Source organism: Pseudomonas sp. UYIF39, assembly GCF_029963765.1.
In the GTDB taxonomy this organism is placed as follows: domain Bacteria; phylum Pseudomonadota; class Gammaproteobacteria; order Pseudomonadales; family Pseudomonadaceae; genus Aquipseudomonas.
In genome coordinates, this window is the sequence record NZ_JALBYU010000009.1 from 269,169 (window position 1) to 281,510 (window position 12,342).

General features: G+C 53.5%; 15 protein-coding genes. 9 read left to right on the plus strand and 6 right to left on the minus strand.

Features of this window, described 5'->3' with window-relative positions; genetic code table 11:
- Positions 1-9 precede the first annotated feature (9 nt).
- From MO767_RS15330 to MO767_RS15345, 4 genes are all read left to right on the plus strand, one after another.
- Complete coding sequence (locus tag MO767_RS15330; protein ID WP_282481187.1) at positions 10-318, plus strand: hypothetical protein; 309 nt, start codon at positions 10-12, stop codon at positions 316-318.
- Between the two features lie 36 nt (positions 319-354).
- Positions 355-492 carry a hypothetical protein gene (locus MO767_RS15335; protein ID WP_282481188.1) on the plus strand — a complete coding sequence of 46 codons (138 nt, stop codon included), beginning with the start codon at positions 355-357 and terminating at the stop codon, positions 490-492.
- Between the two features lie 155 nt (positions 493-647).
- Positions 648-860 carry a hypothetical protein gene (locus tag MO767_RS15340; protein WP_282481189.1) on the plus strand — a complete coding sequence of 71 codons (213 nt, stop codon included), beginning with the start codon at positions 648-650 and terminating at the stop codon, positions 858-860.
- Complete coding sequence (locus tag MO767_RS15345) at positions 857-2,005, plus strand: integrase (protein WP_282481190.1); 1,149 nt, start codon at positions 857-859, stop codon at positions 2,003-2,005. The genes MO767_RS15340 and MO767_RS15345 overlap by 4 nt, the downstream gene beginning before the upstream one ends.
- Before the next feature lie 343 nt (positions 2,006-2,348).
- Here the strand turns inward: MO767_RS15345 and MO767_RS15350 are convergent, their stop codons facing one another.
- The gene (locus tag MO767_RS15350) at positions 2,349-3,098 is read right to left on the minus strand and encodes a TIM barrel protein (RefSeq protein ID WP_282481191.1); all 750 of its coding nucleotides are present in this window, start codon (positions 3,096-3,098) and stop codon (positions 2,349-2,351) included.
- Positions 3,091-3,792 carry an arylsulfatase gene (locus MO767_RS15355; protein WP_282481192.1) on the minus strand — a complete coding sequence of 234 codons (702 nt, stop codon included), beginning with the start codon at positions 3,790-3,792 and terminating at the stop codon, positions 3,091-3,093. The genes MO767_RS15350 and MO767_RS15355 overlap by 8 nt, the downstream gene beginning before the upstream one ends.
- Before the next feature lie 154 nt (positions 3,793-3,946).
- Between MO767_RS15355 and MO767_RS15360 the strand changes: the two genes are divergently transcribed.
- The 4 genes from MO767_RS15360 to MO767_RS15375 all read left to right on the plus strand — a co-directional run bounded on the left by MO767_RS15360 (position 3,947) and on the right by MO767_RS15375 (position 9,510).
- Complete coding sequence (locus MO767_RS15360) at positions 3,947-4,864, plus strand: GntR family transcriptional regulator (RefSeq protein WP_282481193.1); 918 nt, start codon at positions 3,947-3,949, stop codon at positions 4,862-4,864.
- A gap of 199 nt (positions 4,865-5,063) precedes the next feature.
- Positions 5,064-7,520, plus strand: a complete 2,457-nt coding sequence (locus MO767_RS15365) for a membrane-bound PQQ-dependent dehydrogenase, glucose/quinate/shikimate family (protein WP_349016929.1) — start codon at positions 5,064-5,066, stop codon at positions 7,518-7,520.
- Positions 7,521-7,793: 273 nt separating this feature from the next.
- Positions 7,794-8,531 carry a TSUP family transporter gene (locus MO767_RS15370; protein WP_282481195.1) on the plus strand — a complete coding sequence of 246 codons (738 nt, stop codon included), beginning with the start codon at positions 7,794-7,796 and terminating at the stop codon, positions 8,529-8,531.
- 67 nt (positions 8,532-8,598) lie between these two features.
- A complete protein-coding gene (locus MO767_RS15375; protein ID WP_282481204.1) occupies positions 8,599-9,510 on the plus strand; it encodes a TauD/TfdA family dioxygenase in 912 nt (303 codons plus the stop codon).
- Between the two features lie 190 nt (positions 9,511-9,700).
- On the opposite strand, the gene MO767_RS15380 is transcribed toward MO767_RS15375, so the two are convergent.
- Genes MO767_RS15380 through MO767_RS15390 form a run of 3 tightly spaced genes read right to left on the minus strand, consistent with a single transcriptional unit; the run spans position 9,701 to position 11,329 of the window.
- Positions 9,701-10,411 (minus strand): SDR family NAD(P)-dependent oxidoreductase, encoded by a 711-nt coding sequence (locus MO767_RS15380; RefSeq protein ID WP_282481196.1) that lies wholly within the window; start codon positions 10,409-10,411, stop codon positions 9,701-9,703.
- Positions 10,412-10,454: 43 nt separating this feature from the next.
- Entirely contained in the window at positions 10,455-11,111 is a 657-nt protein-coding gene (locus MO767_RS15385) for a DsbA family oxidoreductase (protein WP_282481197.1), read from the minus strand.
- Positions 11,108-11,329: a 4-oxalocrotonate tautomerase family protein gene (locus MO767_RS15390; RefSeq protein WP_201184146.1), complete on the minus strand. Its 222-nt coding sequence runs from the start codon at positions 11,327-11,329 to the stop codon at positions 11,108-11,110. Before MO767_RS15390 ends, MO767_RS15385 begins: the two co-directional genes overlap by 4 nt.
- 219 nt (positions 11,330-11,548) lie before the next feature.
- On the opposite strand from MO767_RS15390, the gene MO767_RS15395 reads away from it, so the two are divergent.
- Positions 11,549-11,875, plus strand: coding sequence for a helix-turn-helix transcriptional regulator (locus MO767_RS15395; RefSeq protein WP_282481198.1), 327 nt, complete (start codon positions 11,549-11,551; stop codon positions 11,873-11,875).
- Between the two features lie 53 nt (positions 11,876-11,928).
- Here the strand turns inward: MO767_RS15395 and MO767_RS15400 are convergent, their stop codons facing one another.
- Positions 11,929-12,114, minus strand: a complete 186-nt coding sequence (locus MO767_RS15400) for a hypothetical protein (RefSeq protein WP_282481199.1) — start codon at positions 12,112-12,114, stop codon at positions 11,929-11,931.
- Between the last annotated feature and the right edge of the window lie 228 nt (positions 12,115-12,342).

Below are 12,342 nucleotides of genomic sequence, written 5' to 3' on the forward strand. Positions count from 1 at the left end.
GAGAGAACCATGCAGATTCAAGTCGTTGCCGGCACTGATTGTAGTGATGCGAAAAGCCTGCAGGACCGCGTCGCTCAGTTGCTCAGTGAGCTGGGAAACGATCACCGCAAAACCGTGCAGGCCGAGGCCTACGGCGCCAACGGTCTGGTCGACATTTTGGAGGTACGGGCCACGGACGGTCAGCGCGAGATCCTGGTGCTGAATTGTTCAAGGCAACAGATCCAGGCGGTTTTGGACTGGCAGTCATGCACCGAAGACACGAACGAATTTGAAGACCTGGTGCTGCACCTGGTGCGACTGCCAGACAGCAACCTGTAACGCCGGCTGCAACCGGCATTTTTGAAGGAGAGAACCATGCGCAACACAGAGCAGCTTGAACAGACGGAACGCGGGGCCCTGCTTGGGCAACTGATCGGCGCGGTCGTGACGGTGGCGTTAATCGCCATTGTCGCGGTCCAGGTGCCAGATCTGATGATTTGGATCCTTAGCTAAGGATCCGCAAAGAGTTGGTGCCACGGGGCTGCAACCCCATGGCAAGGGGCATCTCTCCACAACACCAATAGAACCTAAGCCCATAACTTCTAATAACACCAGCCCCGGCGCAGAGCCTACACTCCCGGGGCGCTCCATATGATAGAGGGCAAACCATGAACTCCCGATCGGACAACGTCCTGGTGTTCGCAGACCTTCAGCGCGTCACCGGCTACCAACGCCGTTCCGATGTCGAAAGGTCGCTTATCGAGCAGGGCATCCGGATGTTCCGGGGGCGTACAGGCCCGTGGACTACATTGGAACTCATCAACCAAGCGGCGGGAGTGAAGCCAACCGCTACAGAGCGATACGACGCCGATATCCTATGAGGAAAGCAAGGAAGCGGAAGCATAATCCGCACATTCCCTCCCATATTGACCAGGCCGCACTCCCAGCGGCCGTTTACTTTGACCAGCGGAATGCCGGGGTCTGGTACACACTTCATTACGACGAAACGGGCAAGCAACGACGCCGAAATATTGCCCCGGCAGACGTCACTCTGGCGGAACTGCACCAAATCATGGAAGAAAGCTCCGGCGTCGATCGGGGCACCCTGCGCTTCGTCTGTCAGCAGTTTCACGACAGCGATCGCTATAAAAAGCTGAGTCCGAAGACCCACGACGACTACTGCTACTCCCGCGATGTCCTGCTCAATATCCCCACCAAACTTGGCAAGCCGTTGGGCGACCTGACCGTGAAGAAATTCACCTCTGCACTTGTTCAGCGGATCGTGGATCGTCTGGCTGACGAGGGAACGCCATCAAAAGCGGCGCATGCGTTGCGGTACCTGCGCCGGGTACTGCAATGGGGCCGTAACCGTGGCTTTCTGGACATCAACCCCGCCCAGGGCATCGAAGCGCCTATCGAGCGGAAACAACGCCGTCTTCCTGGCCACAAGGTCATGAATGATTTACTCGACCGTGCTCAGGCGTTTGGCCGACTTGCCAGGAACGAAAAGGGTGGTTGCCCTGAGTACCTTTGCTACGTGATGGAGATATCCTACCTCTGCCGTCTACGCGGCATCGAAACCATCACACTCACCGACGCGCATGAACTGGATGAAGGTGTGATGACGAATCGGCGAAAAGGTAGTCGGGATAACATCGTCCGGTGGACACCCAGGCTTCGTGCTGCATGGGAGGGAGCGAAGGCGTATCGCACTAAGATGTGGGACCGCAACACCACTGCTATTCCTATCCGGGCCGACCGGCGCTACATCATTGTGGCGAGCCACGGCGGCGCGTTGCGCAAGACTAGTTTGGATACTGCATGGCAACGCTTTATCAAATCAGCGATCGAGGACGGCACCATGACCGCCGAACAGCGATTCGGCCTTCACGATCTCAAGCGCCAGGGAATTACAGACACCGTCGGCAATCGCGCAGACAAACAGGAGGCCAGCGGCCACCGAGACGGGGCCATGATGGACGTCTACGACCTCAGCTTACCGATCGTTAACCCGTCAGCTGATTGAGCAAACCCCACGTAAGAAAGACTCAACAAGCCCTGTATATGCGGGGCTTTTTTACGCCTGCACGTAATAAGAAAACCCATAAGTAGCTGATTTTGCTATTTAAAGCAGCTTCCTTGTAATCAGTAGGTCCCGGGTTCGACTCCTGGTGCCGGCACCATACAAAACAAAGCCCTCGTAGAAATACGAGGGCTTTGTTGTTTCTGGGTTTCGGAATGCCCTTACGTCAAATCGTGTAAATGACGCGCATAGAACAACAGCGATTGTCCCGCTGGCGTCCGACACCGCGGGCATTTCACACCAACAGAAACGACCCAATGGTGGCGTCGTTCGCGCGTTCCAAGCGCTAAGCACTTAGCTGCTTAATCCAGTCAAGGCTCGCAATGGTAGAACCGGAAGGACGGTATTCACACCCGATCCATCCTGGGTAGCCACGCTGCTCCAGCGCCGCGAACAAGGCAGCAAAGTCGATGCTCCCCGTTCCCGGTTCGTGACGACCCGGGCAGTCGGCAATTTGCACATGGACGGTTCTGTCATAAAACCGAGCCAGAACATCTGCTGCGTCTCCGGTCAGAAGCTGGGCATGGTAGAGATCGAGAATCAGCCCAACACTCGGGAAGGTCTCCAGCACCTGTTGCGCCTTGCTGAAGTCAGACATGTAATAACCCGGCATCGCCTGCGAACCGATCACTTCGATAAGCGGCCGCAAACCCTGATCTTCGAAGTACTTGACTGCATACTCCAGGTTGCCCCCGAAGATAAGCGCTGCCTCATCCTGCGTTGTAACGCCAGACATGATGTGGACATCCGAACACGCCAGCGCCTTTGCATAGCGGGCGGCCTGGACCAAGCCAGCACGAAACTCTTCTTCCTTGCCCTGCAAGGCAGCGATGCCTTTGGTAACGCCAGCCGGTGCGGCGAACTGAATCAACGGCAGACGGTATTGAGCCAGGTGATCGGCCAGTTCGCTGGCGTCGAATTCATAGGGCGACGGGAACTCCACCGCCTGAAAACCAGCTGCGGCGGCGGCTTCGATGCGTTGCAGAAAAGGCAACTCATTGAATTGGAAACCGAGATGAGCATTGAATTTAAGCATTGGGTAAACCTCCATCCTGGGAAGAAACGAAATCATCAACCTGGAGCATCCTTCGCAGCTCCAGCACTGCACTATCGGGAGTGGTCAATACAGGTAGACCAGATCGAGCCTGTGCTTGCCCTGCGGCGCTCGTCATCGAAAACTGTGCGAAACAGATCAGATCGCAGTCCCCGACCTGACCGGCCATTTCCGCGATGGCGGTATCGTGGCCTTCTCTGTTCCCTTCACTCAGTGCCTGCATTGCACCAGGGACAAAATAGGGCACCACCTCCAGCGCTCGACCACTGCGCTCAGCCACTTGCTTGAACTCGGCCATTATCGAGGTGATGGTAGGCTCGAACGTCGCCAGCACGGCAACACGCGATGCTTGCGCTAGAGCCAGATTGATCATGGCTTCGTTCGGCTTGAGTACTGGAATGGAAATGTCAGGCTTGCACAGGTCGATGGCATCGCCGAAAGCCGAGCAGGTAAAAAGAATGGCATCCGCTGCGCTTTGTACTGCGTAATGGGAAAGCGTCAGAAAGCGCGCCTTCATACTCGTGGTTAATCCGCCCTCCTCCACTCGGTCTCGGGACAACGAGTCCTCGAGCAGATTGATGATCTGTGCCTGCGGCCATAGCCGGGCGAAAGCCGCCGTGATGGGATCGATCGCCAGTGCGGTCGCGTGGATCAGAAAAATGCGTGGAGCCTTCATACTCATGTGCCTCGACAAGGTTGGTCGACAAGTCCACCTGCGCTCTTTGTGCAGATACCCACATCCTCTTCGTATGGTATTTTCCAACTCCAGTCCGATGGGGGTATCTACCCCAACGGGAACGGACTGAAGCTAACCATTCGAGATAGAGCCTGTGATCAAGAAAGACCTCGCCTTGCAGTTGGCCCCACGCGTCATCGACATGGTTCGCGCCCGGTCGATGAAAGCCGGTGAGCCGTTGCGCGAGCAGACGTTCGCGCAAGCGCTGGGTGTTTCGCGTTCGCCTATTCGGAGAGTTTTTGCCTTGCTCGCTGAGTGGGATCTCGCGATTCAGGAACCTAATCGTGGCTACTTTCTGAAACAAGGTGCAGGGCAGATTCAGGAAACAACATTCCCTCTCGCCAGTGATCCTTTCGAAGACTTTTACCTTCGCGTGGTCGACGACATTCTTGGCGGGGAAATACCTGCCCACTTTTTCGAAGCGCAGCTGTTGCGCCGTTACGAAGTGCCCCGCGGACAATTGCTCAAGGTATTGAACAGGCTGGCCAGCGAAGCCATGGTGGAGCGCAAGCCGGGGCAAGGATGGAGTCTCAAAGACTTCGTGCATAACGCCCAGACACACATCCAAAGCTACCGCTTCCGAATGGCCATCGAGCCGGCCGCCCTGCTTGAGCCCGGTTATCAGATTAATCACGCAGCGTTTGCCAAGGCCAGGCAGCAACAGCAGGCCATGCTCGATGGGGATATCCACACCTTGTCCCGCGCCCAACTGTTCCAAGTGGGCGCCCAGTTTCACGAACTGATCGTGCAGTGCTCCGGAAATGTCTTTTTCATCGATGCCATACGCCAGCAAAATCAACTCAGGCGATTCATGGGCTACAAAGCCAACGTCGATCGCACTCGCCTTATGGTGCAATGCCAGGAACACATCCATTTGCTCGACCTCATCGAGTCTGATCTGCGCGAAGAAGCCGCTCAATTTCTCTGGAGGCATCTGGACGAAGTGGGCCGGCTCAAGACTCAACAGGACGTCTTGCCAGAAGCGCACCCCGAACACCCCATTACGGATTGAAGCCTCGTCAGAGCGCTCCCCAAAAATTCGCTGGTCAGCTTAGCATGATTGTTTCTAATCGAAACAAGATACAAAAATATGGCACGTCCGTACTAGGCAGTTAATTTTTTTCGTCGGATATTGTATTTCATTACAACAATAAGCAATTATGCGCGCCGCTGGACGCTGAGCTATATCGAATTACACAGGGATGATCGCAGTGAAACAAAGGACGTTGGGTAGAGGGCCGGGAGTCTCGAACTTTCTGTTCGGGGTGTACACCATATTGGTTGCCCTGCTTGGAGCGTCACTCGCCTATAGAGGCGGGGCTCTGGTGGCAGCTGGCGGATCACCCTATTACGCCATGATGGGCACCGCCCTGTTGCTATCGGCCATCCTCATCGGCCTGAAACAGGCTCGCGGCATTTACCTCTATGGTGCGGCCTCCCTGGCCACCTACGCCTGGGCGATCTGGGAGTCCGGGTACGATGGTTGGGCCTTCATTCCACGCTTAGCCTGGCTGGCCGTTCTCAGCGTACCGTTTCTGGCTTTTTGGCCTTTGGTGCGTCGTGACTTTGCCAACGCTAAAAGAAGCCATTACTTCACCATTATGGGTCTACTGCCGATACTTATGGCGATCACCATCCTGGTGCCCCTGTTCTTCCCAACAACCGTTCATCTTGCCGACTCGACGCTCGCAACGACGCGTCCCGAACAACCGTTCAGTCGCAATACGGTAACTTCACCGGACGGTAATATTGCCGCGTCACACGACGAAACCAACTGGACCGCCTATGCAGGCTCCAACTTGGGCAATCACTATTCCGCAGCATCGCAAATCACCCCTTCGAATGTGTCGGGCTTGGTGAAAGCCTGGGAATACCACCACGGCGACGTGAAGCAACCCGGTGAAAAAACCAAATACTTGAACGAGGCCACTCCGATCAAGGTGGGTAACTCGCTCTATACCTGCACTCCGAAGCAAATCATCATTTCTCTGGATGCCACCACAGGGAAGGAGAACTGGCGGTTTGACTCCAAAGTCGACCCAGCCTACTTCGACAATGGCGGCGCATACTGCCGTGGTGTCTCCTATTTCGAAGTGCCAAATGCCAGTGGCCTGTGCGCCTCGCGCATCATCTGGGGCACCAACGATATTCGCTTGGGAGCGGTAGACGCCTTGACTGGCCAAGCGTGCCCCGGATTCGGCAACGCAGGTTTTGCGGATTTGAAAGACGGGTTAGGCACCTTCAGAAAAGGGTCGACCGGGATTACCTCCGCGCCCATCGTAATCCGCGGGGTAGTGATCACCGGGGGCCGAGTCCTTGATTCAGATGTGCGCCCAGCGCCCTCGGGAGTGGTTCGTGCCTACGACGCGGTTACCGGCAAACAAAAATGGGCTTGGGACTTGGGCCGCCCAGACACCAATGCCCCCGCTCGCGACGACGAGAACTACACGCTCAGCACACCCAACTCCTGGGCACCGCTTTCCGCCGACGATGAACTGGGATTGGTGTATGTCACCACCGGCAACGCTGCCGGCGACTTCTATGGTGGTACTCGCACGGAACAAGAGGACAAGTTCAGCTCCTCCCTGGTTGCACTGGATGCGGCCACAGGTAAGGTCAGATGGCATTTCCAGACAGTTCACCACGATCTATGGGACTACGACCTGAGTCCACAACCCAATCTGATTGACTTCCCCACATCAACGGGCACACGCCCTGCCGTCATTCAAGCCACCAAATCCGGCCAGCTGTTCGTACTTGACCGCGCCACCGGCGAACCTTTGGTGGATATCGTGCAATCTCCCGTCCCACAGGGAACCGCTCCTGGCGACTACACCTCGGCCACCCAGCCGCTTTCGCCCAATATGCCGAGCACCATGGGGCGCCCATCGAAAATGCCGGAAGTACTGACCGAGGCAAATGCCTGGGGCTTAACGCCATTCGATCAGTTGCAATGTCGCATCGAGTTTCGCCAGGCACGCTACGAAGGGATCTTCACACCACCAGTCGTAGGCCAACAAAGCCTGATTTTCCCCGGCCATCATGGCGGCTTGAACTGGGGAGGCGTGATGGTAGACCTCAAACGAGGCCTGCTGATCATCAATAACCAGCGGCTCCCTTACATGCAGGGGCTGGTTCCTCGCGAACAACTCGACGCCATCAATGCCAAGTCATTCCAAGAAGCGCCGGGCAACAGCCAAGGCTTCCGCGTCCAGGCCGGACTGCCTTACGGCGCCATCAAAGATCCATGGATGTCATCCCTTGACCAACCTTGCATTGCGCCACCCTGGGGCTTCATTACTGGTATAGACCTGCGCACGCGCGATGTAGTCTGGAGTCGCCCGTTCGGTACGGGGTACGACAGCGGGCCTTGGGGAATCGCCTCTCGTATGCGCTTCGAAATCGGTACGCCGAGTGACGCGACGGGCGTGACAACAGCTGGAGGCGTGACGTTCATCGGTGCCGCCATCGATCGTTTCATGCGGGCTTACGACAGTGAAAGTGGAGAACTACTGTGGGAAGAACGCCTTCCCGCGGGCAATCAGGCTTCACCCTTGACCTACATGAGCCAAGGCCGACAGTACGTCGTGGCAGTGGTCGGCGGTCATGACCGAATTCCAACCAAGTTAGGTGACAGCATCATCGCCTGGGCCCTACCCAAGAAGTAAATCGCGCTCTGCCTGAAAAGGCTCTCCGTAACATTATCGGACCGGGATGGAAGGGAAGTTAGCAGTCTAACTTCCCACTTACGAGAGAAGTAATTTTGTAGCTGCTTATCACAGCCCCGGACAGGGGCGACCCTCTTAACTTTGTTTGAACAGTGTGCGGCACGGCTGATGACGTCATTCGCGTTATCGGACGCGTAAGTGCGCGCCGACATAACTGGAAGCCGCTGCATAGAGATGCAATTTTTATCTTAAGAAACCGAACAGGAATTAAACATGTTTGAACTCTCTTCTGGCTTATACGTTTTGGTGGGTGTCAGTTTCATAACTTCATTCATGACTGCCGCCATTGGTGTCGGTGGCGGGATTGGATTGCTTGCTGTGATGCCTCAATTTATACCTATCTCTGCGGTTGTACCGGTTCACGGCTTGATTCAAATGGTGAGCAATGGCAGTCGATTCGCATTTGACTACAAGAGCGCAAAAATAGAGATCCTTCCCAGATATATCATCGGCTGTCTGACGGGAGCTTTTATTGGATATTTCTTCATAGGGAATTTCCCTGAAAAATACTTATCATTGATCCTTGGCATTTTTATTCTAGCAATCACATGGACCAAGATTGTTTCATCATTAGGATTCGTGCTTAAAAACTTTGCCATCGTTGGTTTTCTTCAAACATTTCTTTCGCTTTTCGTTGCTGTAACCGGTTTGATATCACAGCCCATCTTGATGAAGATGAATATCAATAAAAATGAAGTAATCGTCACGCATGCCATGCAAATGAGTGTGCTGCACGGCTTGAAAGTCGCTGCTTTTGTTATTGCGGGCTTTGCATTCATGGACTACGCAGAACTCATAATCATCATGATAGCAGCATCCACTATCGGCTCGTATCTGGGCGGGTTTCTTAGAGATCGAATATCGCAACGTGTAGGCGCCATGCTTTTAAAAGCGGGGGTCACTTTTTTTGGTTTTAAAATGATTCTGGATCATTTTATCAAGGGCATGTGAAGTTTATCAAAACAGGGAGTGTGAAATTACCGCGAGCAAAAAGTTTGATTTCTTTGACACCCAAGGAATCTCCAACTTTCTTAATGAGCATGGATATTGTGTTGTCAAGCCTCAAGACAACTCTTTGGAGGCATTTAGAGATGTCGCGGGCAAGTTTGGGCTAATTCAATTCCACACAAAATCTGACGAACATGGCGTCGTGGGCGGTGGAGAGCCAATTAATAAGGATTGGCAAAGCTTCAAAGATGATTATCATGGTGAATTATCAAGTGATTTTTTCCCTCATACTGATGGATCTTTCTTGAATGGGATAACTTATGTTGATGGCGTGGCAAAGAAAATCACGCCTCCCAAATTTGTAATTCTTCAGTGCGTATCAAAACCAGAGATTGGCGGAGATAATTTTTTGGTTGACGGGCAGAAGATTTACAATGACTTACTTGCAAATCAAGCTGACATATTAAAGACATTGATGACGAGCGGAATTGTCACTTACTGTCGAGACGACCTGTTATCTATGGATTGCTCTGTATTCGAAAAAATCAATGATAATAAATTAAGAATCCGCTACAGGTATGACAGCACCGCGTTTATTCCTGAGTGGGCCAGCGCTGCATTTAATTACATCCAAAATGAATACTCCACCAATGAGAACTACATTATTAATGTAAGTCTTGAGCCTGGGGATATTCTGGTGATGGATAACCTTAGAGTCTTACACGCACGCCATCAATTCTTTGATGGCAGCAAGAAACGAAAAGTAAGAAGACTTTGGATTGCTGATGACTCACAAGTTATATTTAAAAATATATTGAATCAGTCACCTGTGCGTAGAGCAATGCTCCCCTTTCAGAACTATAATACTTCCCAACAAGAAAATGCAGAGCATTTACGTATTGAATATACATGTGGCATTCATTATCAACCGACCAAGAGCTTATCAAAAGCTCACGACGAGCTTGATATGATTGTCGAGTGATAGCCTCTGCCCGCCAATCTGCTGCGCATCGAGATCATCCACGAACTTCCCTAGCATGAACTGACTTGCGCCTGCGGCTGCAGTAAACACGCCATCGGCGAAGAAGTCAGCGAGATTACTACACCATACAAAACAAAGCCCTCGTAGAAATACGAGGGCTTTGTTGTTTCTGGGTTTGGAAAACCAGGCCTTAGTGACCCGCGCTCTGCCCACCATCAACGTGCAGAATCTCGCCAGTAACAAAGTTGGCGCTATCCAGATAAACAACCGCCTGCGCAATATCACTGATCTCACCCATATGCCCGACCGGGTGCAGATTCCCCAGCGCTTCATGAGTTTCCTCACCATGCATCGGCGTCTTGATGATGCCTGGAGAAACAGCATTCACCCGAATCCCACGCTTGGCGTACTCGATGGCCAGGGATTTGGTCGCCGCGTTCAAGCCACCTTTCGTCAGCGAAGCCAGTACCGACGGCACACCGTCAATTGCGTGGTCCGTCAGGCTGGTGGTGATGTTGACGACGTGGCCTTTGCCCTGTTTTTCCATCTCGGCGATGGCGAGCTGAGTAATGTAGAAGAAACCGTTCAGGTTCACCGACAGCACGGTGGCGTAGTCTTCAGCGGTGTACCCGGTGAACGGCTTGGCAACGAAGATCCCGGCGTTGTTGACCAGGGTGTCGATGCGGCCAAAGCGTGCGATGGCTTCACGGATGACTTGCTGGGCGACTTCCGGGTTGCCGATGTCGCCCGCCACGGTGAGGATGTCCGGGTCGGTGGACGGTTTGATCGAACGCGAAGTGGCGACAACCTTGTAATCCAGGTCACGGAAAGCCTTGACCATGCCTGCGCCGAGACCTTGGGAGGCGCCAGTAATAACGATGACTTTCTTCGAATTGCTCATGATGAACCTCTACTAATAAATGATGGTTTGAAAAAGTAAGTAATCAGGCTTCGGCGGGGGCCTTCGCCATTTGTCTCAACATCTGTTCGTAGTACTCGACCGACTGCGAACCGGACACCAGGTGACGACCGTTAAGCACCATGGCCGGAACCGAATTGATGCCGCGCTTGCGGTAAAACTCTTCAAGTTCACGCACTTCTTTGGTGAACGCTCCGGACGCCAACACCTCTTGAGCCGCCGCCGCATCCAGTCCCGCTTCAGCAGCCAGACCCACCAGCGTCTCGCGATCGCTCGGGTTTCGGCCGTCGGTGAAATAGGCGCGCAGCAGGATTTTCTTCAGTGCGACCTGCCGCCCTTCCTGCAACGCCCACATCAACAACCGGTGAGCATCAAACGTGTTGTAGAAGTGGCTGCGCTTCTCCAGATCGAACTTGAAACCAATGGCCGCGCCACGTTCGATCTGCATCGCTTTGCCGGCGGCGACGTCTTCGGCGGTTCGTCCATATTTGCGCATCAAATGCTCGACCGCTTTTTCGCCGACTGCCGGCATGTCCGGGTTCAGCTCGAAGGGCTTGTAGGTCAGCTCCACCGAAACCTCACCGGCCACGTTCTCGATCGCCTGCTCCAGCGCCGTCGCACCCAACGCGCACCACGGGCACACCACGTCGGAGATGAAATCGATGGAGACGGTCGCGGTCATGACTTGTCCTCCGCCTCTGCCAGCTGCCTGCGGTACTGGGTGGTGGTGATGCCGGCGTAGCCCCAGTTATCGGTGTCGACTTCTTCGATCACGATGTGGGTCAGGTGCGGGTCCTTGTTGAGGACGCGTTCCAGGGTTTCAGTGATTTCGGCGATCACCTGAGCTTTCTGCTCCGAGGTAACGCCATCGCGGGTGATGCGAACGCTTACGAAAGGCATGAGGAATCTCCAGTGACCTTCTCATCGGGATGATGGGGAGGCGTTGGAGCTCAATGTAGGGAGTTAGCTGGAGGGGATAAAGGTGGGGACGGGAACATCATTAGTTACGTGGTGTAATGAGTTATGTCTCGCAGACACAATACGTCTGCATCAAAAACGATCAATCGACTAGCCTGCGTTTATCGCAAATTTTAGATAACCCAAAGGTGGGAGGCGTTCATGGCAGTTCAATTTTTCGACAGCCCATTCCATGTCACGCATGACAGCGAAGTCGCTAGCAAAAAAGCGTTGAAGATGGAGCTATCGATATTCATCACTGACTACATCAAAACCCTGGGCCTCAAACAAAGTGAGGTTGCAGCCAGGTTGAACGTGACCCAATCACGCGTCTCAGAACTCACCACTGGCAAGATCGAGAAATTTACGATCGATGCAATGATGGACATGCTGGATAAACTCGGCTTTCGAACGACTTTTACGTTGCCATCCAACGATGCCGGGGCTATGCCTCAGATCGTCGTCATTTCACAAGTTCACACCTGCTAGACGTTGTGCGATTTTGCAGTAGGACTCAGCCCCTTCTGATGTAGTCCATCTTGTTACGTGTCGCTTTTTTTCACTTCCAGCGACACGTTATTAGAACGTGTCGCTGGAGACGACATAGGCGAGTCGATGCGTTCCTTCGTTAACGGCCTCTCCTCAGCGATTGGAAGCGTTTGGCTCTCATTCATTTCGCGTACCGATTCCAGCAAATCCTTTTGAAACTGATCCAATTCAATGTCCATTCCTGATATCTCCTTCAGCAAGTCGGCAAGTCCATCAGCACGCCTTTTTCAAATTATGAAAATTATGGCTGGCCAATAATTATTGCCCAGCCATAAAAATCACTAAACCTTCAAACCACGCCACCTAGCCACGATTGCGCATCCTCCCCCCTCAAGCTACCTTCAGACCGTCGTGTAGTGGTCAACTGATCCCGGACACGGTTTTAAGGTTTTCTTCGGTTTTTGCCG

Coding starts and splice junctions, on each gene's coding strand:
- MO767_RS15385 (WP_282481197.1), bottom strand. CDS start 11,111: ATGACCGCGACCGTCTCCATCGATTTCATCTCCGACGTGGTGTGCCCG.
- MO767_RS15345 (WP_282481190.1), top strand. CDS start 857: ATGAGGAAAGCAAGGAAGCGGAAGCATAATCCGCACATTCCCTCCCAT.
- MO767_RS15355 (WP_282481192.1), bottom strand. CDS start 3,792: ATGAAGGCTCCACGCATTTTTCTGATCCACGCGACCGCACTGGCGATC.
- MO767_RS15400 (WP_282481199.1), bottom strand. CDS start 12,114: ATGGACATTGAATTGGATCAGTTTCAAAAGGATTTGCTGGAATCGGTA.
- MO767_RS15390 (WP_201184146.1), bottom strand. CDS start 11,329: ATGCCTTTCGTAAGCGTTCGCATCACCCGCGATGGCGTTACCTCGGAG.
- MO767_RS15340 (WP_282481189.1), top strand. CDS start 648: ATGAACTCCCGATCGGACAACGTCCTGGTGTTCGCAGACCTTCAGCGC.
- MO767_RS15380 (WP_282481196.1), bottom strand. CDS start 10,411: ATGAGCAATTCGAAGAAAGTCATCGTTATTACTGGCGCCTCCCAAGGT.
- MO767_RS15395 (WP_282481198.1), top strand. CDS start 11,549: ATGGCAGTTCAATTTTTCGACAGCCCATTCCATGTCACGCATGACAGC.
- MO767_RS15370 (WP_282481195.1), top strand. CDS start 7,794: ATGTTTGAACTCTCTTCTGGCTTATACGTTTTGGTGGGTGTCAGTTTC.
- MO767_RS15350 (WP_282481191.1), bottom strand. CDS start 3,098: ATGCTTAAATTCAATGCTCATCTCGGTTTCCAATTCAATGAGTTGCCT.
- MO767_RS15335 (WP_282481188.1), top strand. CDS start 355: ATGCGCAACACAGAGCAGCTTGAACAGACGGAACGCGGGGCCCTGCTT.
- MO767_RS15330 (WP_282481187.1), top strand. CDS start 10: ATGCAGATTCAAGTCGTTGCCGGCACTGATTGTAGTGATGCGAAAAGC.